The sequence below is a fragment of the Microcoleus sp. BM001215392 genome (genome assembly GCF_036700185.1).
In the GTDB taxonomy this organism is placed as follows: Bacteria; Cyanobacteriota; Cyanobacteriia; order Cyanobacteriales; family Microcoleaceae; genus Microcoleus.
In genome coordinates, this window is the sequence record NZ_JAUBOJ010000139.1 from 1 (window position 1) to 16,178 (window position 16,178).

Annotated in this window: 13 protein-coding genes and 1 pseudogene; 7 read left to right on the forward strand and 7 right to left on the reverse strand. The window is 45.2% G+C overall.

Features of this window, described 5'->3' with window-relative positions:
* Window positions 1–283 precede the first annotated feature (283 nt).
* From QT974_RS16305 to QT974_RS16315, 3 genes are all read right to left on the reverse strand, one after another.
* Complete coding sequence (locus tag QT974_RS16305) at window positions 284–1,651, reverse strand: CAP domain-containing protein (protein ID WP_333469503.1); 1,368 nt, start codon at window positions 1,649–1,651, stop codon at window positions 284–286.
* A 624-nt stretch (window positions 1,652–2,275) separates the two neighbouring features.
* On the reverse strand, window positions 2,276–2,950 hold the full coding sequence (gene nblB, locus QT974_RS16310; protein WP_333469504.1) for a phycobilisome degradation protein NblB: 675 nt from the start codon (window positions 2,948–2,950) through the stop codon (window positions 2,276–2,278).
* A gap of 360 nt (window positions 2,951–3,310) precedes the next feature.
* Window positions 3,311–3,772, reverse strand: a complete 462-nt coding sequence (locus tag QT974_RS16315; protein WP_333469505.1) for a CBS domain-containing protein — start codon at window positions 3,770–3,772, stop codon at window positions 3,311–3,313.
* A 288-nt stretch (window positions 3,773–4,060) separates the two neighbouring features.
* Between QT974_RS16315 and QT974_RS16320 the strand changes: the two genes are divergently transcribed.
* From QT974_RS16320 to QT974_RS16330, 3 genes are all read left to right on the forward strand, one after another.
* The gene (locus QT974_RS16320; protein ID WP_333469506.1) at window positions 4,061–4,387 is read left to right on the forward strand and encodes a (2Fe-2S) ferredoxin domain-containing protein; all 327 of its coding nucleotides are present in this window, start codon (window positions 4,061–4,063) and stop codon (window positions 4,385–4,387) included.
* A gap of 292 nt (window positions 4,388–4,679) precedes the next feature.
* Window positions 4,680–6,155 carry a D-alanyl-D-alanine carboxypeptidase/D-alanyl-D-alanine endopeptidase gene (gene dacB, locus QT974_RS16325; RefSeq protein WP_333469507.1) on the forward strand — a complete coding sequence of 492 codons (1,476 nt, stop codon included), beginning with the start codon at window positions 4,680–4,682 and terminating at the stop codon, window positions 6,153–6,155.
* Window positions 6,156–6,372: 217 nt separating this feature from the next.
* Window positions 6,373–7,269, forward strand: coding sequence for an alpha/beta fold hydrolase (locus tag QT974_RS16330; protein WP_333469508.1), 897 nt, complete (start codon window positions 6,373–6,375; stop codon window positions 7,267–7,269).
* 196 nt (window positions 7,270–7,465) lie between these two features.
* On the opposite strand, the gene QT974_RS16335 is transcribed toward QT974_RS16330, so the two are convergent.
* On the reverse strand, window positions 7,466–7,693 hold the full coding sequence (locus tag QT974_RS16335) for a response regulator transcription factor (protein WP_333469509.1): 228 nt from the start codon (window positions 7,691–7,693) through the stop codon (window positions 7,466–7,468).
* A 30-nt stretch (window positions 7,694–7,723) separates the two neighbouring features.
* Window positions 7,724–8,197 (reverse strand): Coq4 family protein, encoded by a 474-nt coding sequence (locus QT974_RS16340; RefSeq protein ID WP_333469510.1) that lies wholly within the window; start codon window positions 8,195–8,197, stop codon window positions 7,724–7,726.
* A 926-nt stretch (window positions 8,198–9,123) separates the two neighbouring features.
* On the opposite strand from QT974_RS16340, the gene QT974_RS16345 reads away from it, so the two are divergent.
* Window positions 9,124–9,843, forward strand: a complete 720-nt coding sequence (locus QT974_RS16345; protein WP_333469511.1) for a hypothetical protein — start codon at window positions 9,124–9,126, stop codon at window positions 9,841–9,843.
* Window positions 9,844–10,173: 330 nt separating this feature from the next.
* On the opposite strand, the gene QT974_RS16350 is transcribed toward QT974_RS16345, so the two are convergent.
* Entirely contained in the window at window positions 10,174–10,485 is a 312-nt protein-coding gene (locus tag QT974_RS16350) for a hypothetical protein (RefSeq protein ID WP_333469512.1), read from the reverse strand.
* Window positions 10,486–10,915: 430 nt separating this feature from the next.
* On the reverse strand, window positions 10,916–12,064 hold the full coding sequence (recA, locus tag QT974_RS16355) for a recombinase RecA (protein ID WP_333469513.1): 1,149 nt from the start codon (window positions 12,062–12,064) through the stop codon (window positions 10,916–10,918).
* A gap of 430 nt (window positions 12,065–12,494) precedes the next feature.
* Here recA and QT974_RS16360 point away from each other — a divergent pair.
* The 3 genes and pseudogenes from QT974_RS16360 to QT974_RS16370 all read left to right on the forward strand — a co-directional run bounded on the left by QT974_RS16360 (window position 12,495) and on the right by QT974_RS16370 (window position 15,902).
* Window positions 12,495–13,121 (forward strand): annotated as a pseudogene (locus QT974_RS16360) (IS607 family transposase).
* Window positions 13,042–14,235: an RNA-guided endonuclease InsQ/TnpB family protein gene (locus QT974_RS16365; RefSeq protein ID WP_333469514.1), complete on the forward strand. Its 1,194-nt coding sequence runs from the start codon at window positions 13,042–13,044 to the stop codon at window positions 14,233–14,235. The pseudogene QT974_RS16360 and the gene QT974_RS16365 overlap by 80 nt, the downstream one beginning before the upstream one ends.
* Window positions 14,236–14,276: 41 nt before the next feature.
* Window positions 14,277–15,902, forward strand: coding sequence for a glycosyltransferase family 39 protein (locus QT974_RS16370; protein WP_333469515.1), 1,626 nt, complete (start codon window positions 14,277–14,279; stop codon window positions 15,900–15,902).
* The last annotated feature ends 276 nt before the right edge of the window (window positions 15,903–16,178 follow it).

The following is a 16,178-nucleotide window of genomic DNA, read 5'->3' on the forward strand; positions in this document are numbered from 1 at the left end:
TCTGACATCTGCGGTTTCTGTATCGATCGAAGACTTATGCAATTCAAGTCTATTAGTCATTAGTCATTAGTCATTAGTCATTACCGAGCCTAGGGTGCATCGCCCCAGAAAATCCCTCGCCTTCTTGCATAGCGACTTTTCGAGTAGCGACGCACCTATATGATTCGGCTTTTCAAGACAATGAATGAAGCTCTGCTTTCCTACCAAAAAAATCAGCAGAGCTTCCCGATATGCGTTACCAGGTAGCAGCCTGGTAAGGAGTGAGTAGTGAATATTTCGGTTCCTAAATTGCACTCACAAAAACAGAAGCCGCAAGCTGACTTTGATTGACACCCTGCACGATGCCTAGATAATTGCTACCAGACTTAATCGCTGTAGAAGCGACACTTGCGCCTCCATCAAACTGCAAACTCACAGCTTCAAAAGTCAAATTAGCAAATCCGATACCGTCAGTCAAACCAATCTTATCCCCAGCCACAAAATCGGTAATCACATCGGCACCAACTAAGGTAGCCGAAGCAGACAAACCTCCTCCTAGGATAAACGTATCACTTCCAGCGCCGCCGGTCAGAACGTCTTGCCCGCGATCGCCCGCCAAGACATCATCGCCGTTACCGCCAATCAAGATATCGTTTTCTTTGCCGCCGCGGAGAGTATCGTTACCGTCTCCTCCGATTAGTCGATCGTTATCATTGTTGCCGCTGATAAAATCATTACCAACACCGCCATCAATTGAATCCGAATCTTTGCCACCGGATAAAAGGTCATCGCCACCTCCGCCGTTAATTGTATCCGCGCCTTGCATTCCATTAATCGTATCGGCGCCTGCTCCTCCAGTAAGATTGTCTTTGCCAGAAAGGGCAAAAATTGGCAATCCCGCAGCACTTGCAGGTATTTGACTATCAACAGCATCTGATAGGAAATAATTGCCACCGCTGGCTGTATTTTTGGGTGCTGTCGTCGGGGTGCCGTCTCCTGTAGCATTGGGTATTGGCGAAGTAATGGAGACTAATGTGCTGGGTGTAGGGGTGGGAGTTGGAGTTGGTACGGGGGTGGGTGTGGGTGTAGGGGTGGGAGTTGGAGTTGGTACGGGGGTGGGTGTGGGTGTAGGCGTGGGAGTTGGAGTTGGTGCGGGATTGACACTACCGTCAAGGGAAGTAGCAAAAACTTGTGTCCAGTAGTGATTGTAATTGACGCTACCAGTATCGTTGGCTAAGAAATAGTAACCAATGCCAATCTCTTTGAGATTCGGGTTAAGAATGTTAGTCCGGTGCCCGGGGCTGTTCATCCACGAAGATAGAACTTGTTCGGGTGTAGAAGAACCCGCAGCGATATTTTCTGCTGCTGAGCTGTATTTATAGCCCGTTGCAGTAATCCGACTTCCCATTGACGAACCATCTTTTCCGGTATGGGAAAAGAAGTCTTGGACTGCCATATTTTGGCTCTGAGTTTGCGCGGCACTGAGTAATTGAGTATTTAAGGTTAGTGGGGGTAGACTTAATTTGCTGCGTTCTATGTTGGTGAGTTCTAAAACTTTATAAATAAAGTTTTGATTGGTTGTGGTTGGTGTAGGCTGTGAAAGTTGAGAGGCCGATCGCTCTCCTGTTAAAATATCCGCAGACTGAGAACCGGAATTTTGTTGTTCAAACATGGGGATGATAAAAATGTTTAAGACTGGGCTGAGCTGGTAGATGGCTTACCGTCTTAACGATAATTTCCCCGATCGCAGGCTGGCTGGGTACAATTCAATAATTTTGTTAATCCCTGCCGCTGTTGTATCTATTGTTATTCTCAAGGTACGGATATCAAGATCCGGACTCTTGTTTAAAAAATGCAGAGTGCGATCGCCCGCGATCCCAATATAACCTAGATTCCGCACCTGCGAGCGCCTCACAGACAATAATTACCCACAATCATGTTTTTTTAAAGTAAAAAATTATACTGGTAAATATTTTTTATCCGTCAATATACGCAAAAAAATATAATTTATAGTTTAATTGCTCGATCGAAATAAGTAAAAACCGATTGTGACAGTTGATTGTGCCGAATGTGGGATAGAGTTTGAGATGCGAAATTTTTGGTGCTGAGTAATGTTCATATTGTGCAGTTCGCGGGCTGGGGGCAGAAACCCGGTTTCTACGAGTTTTGCGTTTAGTTACGAAAAATATACGAAGAAACCGGGTTTCACTCTTGGCGCGCGATCGGGCGCCAACTAATTTTTTAGTAGAATCCTCACCAAAAATTCTCAATTAATTCAAAATTCACGACTCAAAACTTACAATTTCAAAAGATTATCTTGTCCGACTTTAGCCTCCTGAGCAACTTGCTCAACCTGATCTTTGGCGAGATTTTCCAAAGCCGCTGCTGCTTCTGCGCCTCCCAACCGCCCCAGGGCTTGAGCGACTCTATAACGAATTTGCCAATCTGCGTTATGAGCGTAGGGAAGCAGCAGTGGGAGTGCCCGTCGGTCTCCCAATTCACCTAATGCACTGATCGCAATAGTTTGGATCAATTCGTTTTGAGAACCGAGGGCATTTTCTAACATCCCAAAAGCTTTCGGATCGCCCATTTCTCCCAAAGCTGCGACGATGCTGAGTTGCACCAACCATTCAGATGTACTGCTGTAAACTTGCTGCAAATCTTCTAAAGCAGCGGTTAATTTCAAGGCGCCCAAAGCATCGGCGGCTGCTGCTTGCACGTCGGGTTCGGGGTCGTTGCGCAGGCTGTTAAGCAGTACCTCTAAAGCGTTTGGCAGATTTTCCGTGCCGAGGGTTGATATTTGACTGACTGCTGCGTACCTAACGCGGACGTTTTTGTCGGCGATCGCAATTTGAATCAAATTATAGGCGATCGCTGGTTCTAGTTGCCGCAGTTGGTTGACACCTCGCAGCCTTTCGCCAAAATCCTCGGAATTTAGCAATTGTTCGACAGACTCAGGGGTAATGCTCATGGAATTTTAAAATTGATAATTGGTAATTGGGAAGAAGGCAGTTCGGCAACGGATTATTTAACGGATGTAACGGATGTAACGGATGGAAGTCCGAAGGAAGTCGGAAGAGGGAAGAAGGAAGAATGAAGAAATATTTCTGCGCGTATTCCTGAGTTTTTTCTGGCGAATCTAGAGACTTATTGCATAAATCTTTGATTGATAGAGAAACCTGAGATAAACGCAAATAAACGCAGAGAATTTCCCAAAAGCGACCGGATCAAAGCAATTAACGTTTTAGGTAATTGGTGATTGCCAAAATTTCAAAGATTGAAGGAGCGATCGGCTCAGTGTCTGATACAATCCTTCAATTGAAACAGTTAATTAAGACTCGGCTGCCATGGCTCGGATAATATCTCCCCTAGTGAGGATGCCGATTACTTTGCCGGCACTATCAACCACCGGTAATCTGTGGATGCTGCGATCGTGCATTAGTTTGGCTGCTTCTGGGACAGATTTGTCTGGTTCGATGGTAACAGGCTCTTTACTCATCGCTTCTCCTACGGTTTGTCCTAAAGCCTTGTGGAGTTCTCGCTCGTAACGCGAGGGATTTTCTAGGTAAATCACGCTGTCGAGTACCATGATGTAGGCGGGCGGAGTGACGCCGGTTTCCCGCCACATCAAATCGGTTTCGGAGATGACTCCTACTAACAAGTCATTCTCATCTACCACGGGAAGACCGCTAATACGTCGATCGGCTAAAATTTTAATGGCTTCGTTCAAAGGCATTTCGGGACGCGCCAAAATCGGATCGCGGCTCATCAGATCGGCTACTATTTTGGGCATGATTGGCGGTTGATTGAGTTTTGCTCCACATCCGATCATATAGGGAAAGCGTGACACAGACCCTGAATTTCTGCCGTTTGTCAGTCAAGCGCGCGCGCGATCGGCCTGACAACATTGTTAAAATATGTTAAACAGCGGATATAGCAACCGCGCCCGACGATTAGGAAGTTCTTAATTGCCGAAACCCCTACCGAAGATTCCCTCTTCCCTCTTCCTTCTATCCTTTACATCGGTTACATCCGTTAAATAATCCGTTGCCGAACTTCCTTCTTCTATAAATTCTTAGCGATGCCAGAATCTCCAGCCCTACAACCAGAAACCCAACCATTCGCGCGCTGTGTATTGGTTTGCCAGTATCAATCTTGCCTGAGAAATGGTTCAGCAGAAGTCCTAGCTGCTTTTGAAGCCCAACCAGTCGCAGGGGTAAAAGTTGAAGCTTCTAGCTGTCAGGGACAGTGCAACACGGGCCCAACTGTGCGAGTTACCCCAGATGAAATCTGGTATTGTCGAGTTAAACCGAGTGATGTACCGTTGATTGTGGAACAGCACCTCAAAGGCGAAAAACCTGTAGAGGCGCTGTTCAATCCAAGAATTCATATGCGTTATTACTATTAGTTTTGACTTGATGGGATGATTTTTATCAGATATGCTGGGTGCATCTGGTTTTTGAAGAGGGCTCTCCGCATGACCGTATATAAGTTATTAGTTATAATTTTATATTCACGGAGGTCATGCCAGAGCCCCTACAAACATATTTGCCAAACTCAGATGCACCTGATATGCTTTATCTGATTTGGACGTTTTATCTAATTTTTTGATTGATGGTAAGCCGCCGATTTCAAGCAGATAGAGACAGAGACAACGCAGAGGTTTTTCAGATAAATAGGCGATTTTTACAAGAGGTATTGTGAATAGTTATGATGGAAATTCACCTTTGAAAATAAAAAGAATTGCGGTTAGTTTGTTCGTTCTATTTCTGGGGCGCACTTCGCAGGTAGCTGCTCAAATGCCTGCGGTGGCTGCGGATATTTGTCCTGGGGAGTTGGGGGCGAAGGTAGATGCGATCGCCAATCGTGCGGAATTTAGCCGATCGCGCTGGGGCATTTTGATTCAACCGCTATCATCTACGGCGACTCTCTACAGCCGCGACGCCACCAAATATTTTATTCCAGCATCCAATGTCAAGCTGCTAACCACGGCCGCTGCTTTGCAGAAACTAGGTGCGGATTTTCGGATTAAGACATCGGTTTACAGCGGCACAAATGGAAGTTTGTATGTTGCTGGTAGGGGCGATCCGAGCATTGCTGAACCTCAGTTGCAGGATTTGGCCCAGCAGTTGAAACGGCGCGGAGTCGATCGCATAAATGAGTTGATTGGCGATGACAGCTATTTTCAAGGCAGTGCAGTCAATCCGAATTGGGAATGGGAAGACGCCCAAGCTGGCTATGGCGCGCCCGTTAACAGTTTAATTTTCAATCAAAACGCGATCGAGCTTGTTTTGTCACCGCAGGATCTCGGGCAACCTCTGAAAGTAACTTTTGCCGAACCAAAGTTAGCCAATCAGTGGCAAATTCAGAATAATTCAGTCACAGTCTCTCAAAATGAATCCGAGTTTATTGAAGTTGGCCGGGAATTCGATCGCCCCGCAATTCGAGTTAGCGGACAGTTAAAAGTTGGTGCGGAATCTGAGTCAGCTTATGTCGCAGTTGTCAATCCCGCGAATAACTTTTTGCAGCATTTTCAGCAAGTTTTAGTGACTGAGGGAATTTTTGTACAACAAGCTGTAGTTGCATCTAGTTTTCGCAATTTTAATCAGGAATTAGCGTTTGTTGAATCGCCGCCGCTGGCGGAATTGGTGAAGGAAACTAATCGGGAAAGTAACAATCTTTATGCAGAAGTTTTATTGAGATTGTTGGGGAAAATTACAGGCTCCATGCCTGTGCCACAAGAAGATACAGTTGAAATGGGTTTGAAAGAGTTAAAAACAGCTTTAACTCAATTAGGTGTAAATCCAAACAGCTACATATTAGCGGACGGTTCGGGACTTTCGCGCCACAATTTAATTAGTCCAGAAGCCTTGGTGCAAACTTTGAAATTGATGGCGAATTCACCTGCTGGATCTATCTACCGCGCATCACTGCCCGTGGCTGGCGAGAGCGGTACTTTAAAAAGCCGATTTAACGGTACACCAAACCGCGTAGTTTTGCAAGCAAAAACAGGAACTTTGAGCGGAGTTTCGGCGCTGTCGGGATATATAGAAGTTCCGAATTACGAACCGCTGGTGTTTAGCATTATCGTCAATCAATCTGACTTGTCGGCTGCAAAAATGCGATCGGCAACTGACGAAATTGTGCTATTATTAAACCGCCTGCGCCGCTGTTAAAATCACAGATTTCAGGTAAAAAATTTGAGATAAGTAGTTACACCTAAAAAATCGAATACCACAAAAGTCTACAAATTTTACATTTAACTAAATTCCAGTAGCGGGGATCGAAAAGCAGTTACAATAAAAGCAGAAGAATTAAAACCATTGGGCCGTTTGGGCCTGCTACCAGTCGGCGGGTTCTGTGCTTCCCAAAAATAAGTTTAACTTTGCAACTATGAAGTCTTTAGATTCCGAACAGCAACACATCTTTGTCGAAACCAATAACATCCGCCTGCACTGCGTTTCCCAAGGAGAAGGCGAGCTCGTGATCCTTCTGCACGGGTTTCCTGAGTTTTGGTACTCTTGGCGCCATCAAATCCCTGCTTTAGCGCGCCATTTCAAGGTTGTGGTGCCGGATTTGCGGGGCTACAACGATTCGGACAAGCCGGAAAGCGGTTATGATTTGGATACGCTGAGTGCTGATATTCGCGGTTTGATCGATCGGCTGGGCTATACAAAAGCTCATATTGTCGGTCACGATTGCGGTGGTGCGATCGCCTGGAACTTAGCTCAAAAGTTCCCCGAAAAACTCAACCGCTTAGCAATTTTAAACGCTCCGCACCCGCAGCGATTCGTGCAAGAAATGGCGAGCAATTTAGACCAAATCCGCCGCAGTTGGCACATTTTGGCTTTTCAGGTTCCCGGCATCCCGGAATGGTTGATCCGGCAAAATTTGAAAAATTTTGTGCAAAATATTTTGCAGGGCCAAGCTGTTCGCAAAGGAGCTTTTAGCGCTGAGGAAACTAAGATTTATCAAACCGCTTTAGAAAAGCCGGGAGTTTTAGCCGCAGCGATGAATTATTATCAGCAAATGTTTCACCCGCAGCGCCTTTGGCATTGGGGGCAGAAGTTAGAGCCTGTGACAGTGCCTACTTTGGTGCTTTGGGGAGAAGAAGATGCGTTTTTGAGCCACACGCTTGTAGAAGGTTTGGATCGGTTAATTACCGCTCCATTTAAGTTAAAATTAATCCCTAATTGCGGTCACTGGATTCAGCAGGAAGCGCCGCAAACGGTGAATCGAGAATTACTCAAGTTTTTGAGAAATTCCTCTCCTTCTTTGGCTGTGACATAGCAGGTTTTAAACATTCCAAATAAAAACCCGGTCTCACAGGTAAACCGGGTTTTTATTTGTATTAAGTAGTTTTTTTCGGTGCTATTCGGCGCAGCGTCTGGTCTTGTAGGGTGCGCCGAATAGCACCGAAAAAGTCAATCGGTGTGGGCGCGATGGGACACGAAGTCAACGGGTGCGCAGTGCACACCCTACTTATTTATGAGTCCCAAAGCAAATTTTCTTTAATCAAAAGTGCAATCATCGCTGTTCTGGAACAAACACCGAGTTTGATAAAAATCCGCCTCACGTAAGTAGCAACCGTCCAGTGACTGATATTTAAATTTTTGGCAATACATTTGTTTGGCAGGCCTTGGGCTACTAATTGCGCGATCGCTCTTTCCCGCGGGCTCAGGCTGATTACTGGTTTGTAAATTGTGCTTTGCATAATTTTGCAGTGCAGTGACGAGTGAAATTTTTAATCAGTTAATGGTAGAATCCCCAGTTTATCTCGGACTTCAGATAAAGGAGTTTCCCAGTCAGATGCAACGTCCCAATCAATTAGCCGCTCGGCTAATTTTCCATGTTTTAAACCTTTGATAATTTGTCCGATCGCGCATTTGCCGCTTAGCAATCCAACTAATACTAAAATCGCACAGGAAGGGCGAAATACTTGAGCGCGAGTAAACGCTTGAAGTACAAATTCATCTTCTGTTGAAGGTGAAAGACCAGTCAGAACGTGCCAAACGTCGTGGTTTCGTTGAATCCAGTCTCCAGATGCGATCGGCTCAAACCCTTGTTCGTCTAGAAATCGCGCCACTGAGCACCCTAATGTTCCCGCTGGCAGTTGGCGCAATTTGTCCAAGTCTATTTCAAAATGTCGATCGCTCTCAATTTGAGGATTAATTGTTTGAGCGATCTTTAATATAACTCCTAATTGACCGTCAGCCATAATTTAGTCTCCCTCCAACAATGATTTAAGTGTTTCGCCAATCAAATTCATGTTTTCTAAGTTCATTTTTGCTATGAATCAATAGAATTGTTTTTACAGACTCAGCTTAGAAATCGTACTTTCCGTGACATTTATTCAGTTTCCGGAGCTTTTATATTTCTTTACAAAAACTCTCAGATTTAAAATCTGCCAGTTTTCAAAATCGGGTTAGTGTTTGTCTGCGCAACTTGCGTCACCGGGAAGTACCCGTATAATCCACAGTATTTAGCGGTGATTGGAACTCCTTTACTTAGGTATATAAATTTATTCTGCTGCTAACTATTGGGACTTGCAATGAGTCACAAGTTGAAGGGTGCAAACCGAGGGAAGGAGGTGCTAGCAAGTGAAGAGAGCTGAAGAGAGCTGAAGCAGGGTGAAGTAAACATTTGACAGTTAACCAGGGACAGCTTGCTCTGAGCTTCGGCTGCGCTCAGCTACCGCTCCCGTCGAATGGTTGACCTGGGATAGTTGACTTGGGACAGCTTGCACTGTAGAAAGATTATTCGTAGGGTGTGGATTCATGAAAAATTTCTGAATTAAAATCGACTTTTCGAGTAGCGACGCACCTCAATAGCTCTCGGTGAGAGAAATTTAGCCGGGCGATCGGATCGAGCTAGTATTTGAGGAGATTAAATTCTTCAATTTTGCGTTTAACCGAGAAGTATTGACCACTGCGCTGTCGCTCAAATGAGTGACACTCGCTCGAGCGACTGGTGAAGTATGGATCTTCTAGCTATAAATAAAGCATGACTTACACAGGGCTAGCGCCTCGGTTGTTTAACTAAAATACACAGGATTGAAACTGTCAATAAGATTGAGAAACCCTCCTGTTAATTTGTCGGGCAACCTGTAAGTAATATCAAGTATAAATCAATAAAAAGTATTCCATGAAACGAGTTAATCTTTGGTTGTCCGCAGGAGTTTTATCATTGATTTGGTGCAGTGCTGCTAGCGCTACCACTTATATTAATCCGAACGGCAAAACAACTTTAAGCCTGTCCGAAAAAAAGGATAATCCCAGCGGCTTTTACTTGACGAAAGTAGGCGATCGCGATTTTTTTGGCAATATTAAAATTACCCGTTCCGATGGAGGATTAGGCTCTTACCACTACAACGGAACTTTCAACGATCGCGCGATCGGTTCCGGCAGAAAAATTGTTTGTTCTGGGGATATTGCCATTGTCCGGCGTGCAATTGGAAGGAGCGACCAATTGGGAGCAGAAGTTACTTGGAAGGTGAAAGGAGGAGAAAATTGTGCTTCTGTTGGCAAGACATTTAAAGTTAATTTAGTTGAGCCTTTGCCGCGTCCTAATGGCAGTGGCAACTATACTTCTAGCAATGCTAACACTTGGTTGACTGAAACTGCTGGTTCTGTAACTTGGCCTGGTTGGCGAGTCACCTCGCGGGATGGAGAACTCAACTGCCGCCAGACGCCAAACGGAGCAATTAAACAAGTTTACCGCGCGGATCGAGATACAATTGCTGCTGAACTCAGGGGAGGAAATGCGATTTCTGTGGCGAACGGTGAACCCTGGTTGCTGACCAGACAAGGCTGTTATGTGCGGGCTAATTCTCAATATATGCAGCCTGTTTCTTTGCCTGAGTAAGTGTTAATTAGCGAGATCGTGTCCGGTCAACTATCCGCCATTAAAAATGTTTGATCGTTCGGACTTTAGTCCCGATCAAATCTGAGGATTAAAATCCGAACGATCAAACCAAAGTCAGCGGGCTTTAAGGTTTGATCGTTCGGACTTCAGTCCTTATCTAATTTGAGGATTAAAATCCGAACGATCAAACCAAAGTCAGCGGGTTTTAAGTTTTGATCGTTCGGACTTCAGTCCTTATCTAATTTGAGGACTAAAGTCCGAACGATCAAACCAAAGTCAGCGGGCTTTAAGTTTCGTTTTACAATAAATGTATTGCCATAATGATAGTTTCTAGTGACCTATTAGGATAGCTGCTTCGGCAAATTCTTTGTTTTGATAAACGTTCGGCTCCTTGAGGATAAAAATACAAAGGAAAAACACGATCGCAGCAGCAATCCCAAGTACCTCAAAAAAGAGACGGTTGCCTGCAACTGTCTGGGGTAAAAGGCTGTAAACGATGGCGTACATCGCAGAGCCTACACTGCCGTAAGCACCGATATTGCCAGCAATTTGACCTGTTACTTCCCGTTTAATTAGTGAGGCGACGCCAAATGTCGCACCTGCTGTGCCGAAGACGAAGAATGCACAGAGCATGGTCATCATAATGACCAGCGGTAACGGCTATTTGGGATTTCCGATTTGGGATTTTCGATTGACTTATGACTACCAGGGTTTGGAGTTTACCTAAAGCTGCATTCTTTGGGGTAACTGGTGTCATGTTGTTGATGTTATTATTAAACCTAAAACTTTTAGGGTATTCAGAAACTGGGTTTCTGTGCAATTTCTGCGATCGATTTCAAAAAAATAATACATACAATAGTAGGTTGGGTTTAACGTATAGAAACCCAACCTACTATTGCTAATTAGTCATGATTAATCACTAATGATATCGTGTGCGATCGATTAACCGCAATCAGATAAGTTCGTAGTGCGGAAGGGAGTCCGCAGCCTGAGAGCGGACTTCCTTCCGCACTACAAACTGTTTTTTGTGATGGTAATCTACCGGACATGATATGACCGATCGCGACAAAATTTAGATTTCTTCCATATCTCCTACATCTTGAATGTCATCATTATCATCATCATCATCATCATCATCATCATCAACCTCAACATCATCTGCATCGACATCCACAGGAGCGACAGAATTAGCAGAAACCACTGCCCCAGTATCAAGTTTTTCCCGTACTAACCGCTCGATCTCATTTTTGAAATCGATATTTTTCTCCATGTGTTGAATCACTTTGTCTCGTCCTTGAGCGATGTTCTCGCCGTTGTAACTATACCAAGAACCTTTTTTGAGAATTACTCCCATCTCGTCTGCCAAGTCAGTCAGACAGCCTAAAGTAGAAATGCCTTTGCCAAATACAATGTCAAATTCGGCAATGCGGAAAGGTGGAGCAACTTTGTTTTTAGCAACTTTAACTTTCGTGCGGTTGCCGTATTCTTCGGTACCTTTTTTCAAGCTCTGAATGCGGCGAATGTCGAGCCGCACGCTGGCGTAGAATTTGAGTGCGTTACCGCCCGTTGTTGTTTCGGGGTTGCCGTAAGTTATGCCGATTTTCTGCCGCAATTGGTTGAGGAAAATCACGGTACAGCCGGATTTGCCGATGTTGCCGGTGATTTTGCGCAGTGCTTGACTCATCAAGCGGGCTTGCAAACCCATGTGGGAGTCGCCCATGTCGCCTTCGATTTCGGCGCGGGGGACGAGGGCTGCTACGGAGTCAATGACTACGATATCGACGGCGACGGATCGCACGAGTTGATCGACGATTTCTAGGGCCATTTCGCCGGTATCCGGCTGGGAAACTAAGAGATTTTCAATATCGACGCCTAATGCTGAGGCGTAGGTGGGATCGAGGGCGTGCTCGGCATCTACGAAGGCTGCGATGCCGCCGGTTTTTTGGACTTCGGCGATCGCGTGGAGCGCTAGAGTAGTTTTACCGGAACTTTCCGGGCCGTAAATTTCAATTACTCGGCCTTTTGGCAAACCGCCGCCCAAAGCAATGTCCAGTGTCAGAGCTCCGGTGGGGATGGTTTCTACCCTCATGCGAGTGGAGTCTCCCAATCGGACGATCGCTCCTTTGCCAAAGCTGCGCTCGATTTGGGACAGTACGGAAGTTAGGGCTTTTTGCTTTTCTGTGTTTTCAGTAGTTTTTGTAGAAGCTTCTTTTTTTGCCATTTTCGGTACGCGGGTAGACCCCTTGCGGAGCTTGTTGATTAACTGTACAACACGTATGTTAGCAGTTATTTTTGGGGTCTGGAGGTTCTGGGAAGATTTGGTTGAGAATTCTTGATTTTGCCGTGGTTGGGCCCGATCGCGCCCTAACGGTGGCTCTTGTTTGGAAGGTAGAAGGCTGGCGGCAGAGGGTAGAATGATGGTCGGTTGGGATCTGTATTGTATCGATCGATCTTTAACAGGGCCCAAACGGGGGTGAATAGAAACCGGGTTTTTCCACAGCAATACACAGCTTGCAGCAGGCGAACCCGGTAAAAAACCCGGTTTCTGAGCGTAGTGGTGCGATCGTCCCCTGAGTCGATCGGTACGCCTCTAATCGCTGATTCATTGGACAAGACTGGAAAATAACTACATATTCTGCGATGCTTGAACTATGGCTAAATATGTGAAACCCAATGAAGCAGCTAACACTCTGGGAGTTGGCCTCCGAACCCTCAGACGATGGTTCGCAAGCGGAGAAATCAGTACCGTCAAAACGCCGTCAGCTCAAAGACGGTACGACATCAAAAAGTTCATCAAAAAAAAGTCAGAACCAGACGGAGGACGCGCCACTGTTGTTTATGCTCGCGTCTCTACCAGACCACTTCATGCAGACCTCTATAGACAAGTTGAACGACTATCAACGCTCTAAAGGGGCGCTGAAGTCGTTAAGGAAGTGGGAGGAGGACTCAATCTTAGGAGGAAAGGACTCATCAATCTTTTGGGACGAGTTCTGCGAGGTGATATCGCAATTATTGTGGTTGCCCACAAAGACCGACTTGCAAGATTCGGATTCGACATTATCGAATGGCTGTGCGAGCAATTTGACTGCAAAATCGTGGTTCTCAACCAAATCAGTCTTTCTCCACACGCCGAACTCGTTCAAGATATCGTCGCAATCCTCCACAGTTTTTCAAGCAGACTTTACTCCATCAGAAGGCTTGAAAACCAAATCAAGCAAGAGTTACAAGTCGAATCCGAGGCACAAGAAGGAGAAGAGGTCGCCCAACAAAACACTTAAGATTCGGGTTTATCCTGAGCTGGGACTGCACCAGAAATGGAAGATTTGGCTATCAGCATCGCGTTACTGCTATAACAAAGCTATTGCAACCTTGAAAGCAGGTGAGAAAATAACCAGTGCTTATTCTTTGAGGGACTATGTGTTAGGGCTAGACTTACCTGATTGGGTCAAGTCTGCACCATCTCACCCAAAAGAAAATGCTATTTTTGACGCTTGGGATGCCTGGAAACAAGCTCTGTCCGTAAAAGGAGAAGCAGATTTTAGGAGCTGTCGCCAACCATCGCAATCAATCAAATTCCACAAAGTTAATTTCAACGGCGAGACTTGGTTCCCATCCCTGGTTAAAGGACTTAGCTTCAGGTCTACAGAGCCAATTCAAAAGACTGAGTTTGCAACTCAACTTGTTAGAGACAAAAAGCGATGGTTCGCTTGTATCCCAGTAATAGAGGAGGCAAGGACGAAGGAACTAGACAAGGTAATTGCGCTTGACCCTGGCGTTAGAACCTTTTTAACTGGCTACGACGGTGACTCATTTCAAGAATTTGGCAAGGCAGACATTGGACGCATTCAAAGATTGTGTTCTCACCTTGACAAGCTGATGGGAGGTGCGTCAAAAGCTGATAGAAAGCAGAAACGCCGGATGTTGGAGGCAGCAAGCAAACTGAGAATCAGGATTCGCAACTTAGTTGATGAGTGCCACAAGCAGGTAGCTAATTACCTAACAAATCAATACAAAGTTATCTTGCTGCCTACATTTAAAACATCACAAATGATTGTCAAATCCCAGCGCAAGTTACGCACCAAGACGGCTAGACAGATGCTCACTTGGGGGCATTACCGTTTTGAATGCCACCTAAAGCAATCAGCTAAAAAACGGGGTGTTGTGGTTATTGATGTTAACGAATCCTACACTAGCAAAACTTGCACCAAGTGCGGATACAAGCATTCAAAACTGGGTGGTTCAAAAACATTTAAATGCCCTAACTGCGGTCACGAACATGACCGAGATTGGGGCGGCGCTCGAAACATTATGATTCGAGCTTTGAGGGACGGCTCCTTTGCTCTATCTATCAGTAGTGAGAGTATTGCTATCGCGTATGCCCTGTTTGTCTAGGGTTGTACAGCGTAACACCGTCAGCCACAATTAGGACAACAATGGCATCTACAACACATCAAGACACATCTGTTAATCCCAAAAATCCGCAAAATTCGCGGTTGCCGATCTGGTTATTGGCGATCGGCATCTTACTAGGTATCGGATTTCGGTTTTTCGAGATCGATCGCAAACTTTACTGGCACGACGAAGCATACACATCAATCCGCGCCGCTGGTTTTACCAGGCAAGAAATCGACGACGAACTATTCCAAAACAAAATATTTTCCGCACCTCAATTGCAGAAATATCAGCGAATTAAACCGGGAAGTACACCAGCAGATACAATTCATTCTTTAGCACTGGAAGATCCGCAACATCCACCTTTGTACTTTCTGATGGCTCGTTTGTGGATGCAGCAATTCGGCAGTTCTCTGGCAGCATCCCGCAGTTTGCCAGCAATATTGAGTTTGCTGTCGCTGCCTTTGATGTACGCTTTAGCCCAGGAACTTTTCGCTTCAAATTTGGCAGCCTTAGTCGCAACAACGCTGTTGGCATTATCTCCCTTTGACATCTTATTTGCTCAGACAGCAAGGCAGTACAGTTTACTGACAGGGGCAGTTATTGGCAGCAGTTGGCTGCTGTTGAGAGCAGTGCGGTTGCGAGGTTGGCAAAATTGGGCGTATTACTCGATCGCGATCGCGATCGGTTTTTACACTCACCCTTTCTTCAGTTTAACACTGATCGGACACGGAGTTTTTATAATTGCTTGCTGGCTGTTTGTCAAAAAACGAAAATTGCGAGGTCACTTAACTAATTCGCAATTTTTTTTAGCAGTAACAGCAGCTTTAATCTTGTATCTGCCGTGGATTTACGTACTGGCAACCAACCTGGAACGAGCCTCAGCAACGACTGATTGGACGCGAGTATCTCCTGGTTTACTGTATCTAGTCAAATTGTGGACACTCAGCTTTACAGCCTTATTTTTTGACTTCGACTTCGGCTTTGACCATATCTGGACTTACCTGCTGAGATTGCCATTTTTACTGTTAATTGCGGCAGCGATTTACAAAATTTGTCGTCAGACTAGCAGTTCAACTTTACTGTTTATTGTAACATCAATTTTTGTACCTTTTTTGATGCTTGCTTTACCGGATCTAATTCTAGGCGGCAAACGTTCCGCGGTCAGCCGGTATCTGATTTCGTGCTTTCCGGGAGTGCAGCTAGCAGTTGCTTATTTGCTCGCAAGTAATCTGAAAACTCAGCAGCGGTTTGCGCAAGTCGTTTTAGCAGGGGTATTCACAGCAAGTATCGCATCCTGTACCCTCAGCGCGGTTTCTGATACTTGGTGGAGCAAAGACTTGAGCTATTTTAATGCTGAAGTTGCGAGAAATATTAACAAAGAGGCGATCGCTAATCGATCGATTAAAGATACAATAGTAATTAGCGATCGCGGTAACGACTTTACTAACATGGGAGATTTGCTCTCACTGAGTTATTTGCTTGACAAAGATGTACGGCTGATGCTGCTGAGTCAGTCGCCGGATATCGAGATGCTGAACAAATATTCGGCTCCTCTGGTGTTCCGGCCTTCGGAAAAATTGATCTCAGCACTTAAGAAAAATCAACGTCGCTTAGAGCCTATATTGGAATATGCCAGACTTTTTCGAGTGCGGCGAACTTCTTAGTTCCCGGTAGGGTGCGCTGAAAAGAACTGTTTGATTTGCCTCAAATATTTAAACTGACGCACCTAAATATCATGTCAGCTAGAACAACACAATAAGATAGGTTCGATCGTTCGGACTTTAGTGCGCATTCCTCAAAAAACTAAATAATAACATTGGTTCGATCGTTCGGACTTTAGTCCGCATTCTTCAGGTTCGTAGTGAAGACTTTAGTCCGCATTCCTGGGTGCATCTGGTTTTGGAAGAGGGCGAAGCATGACCGCATATAAGTTATTAGTT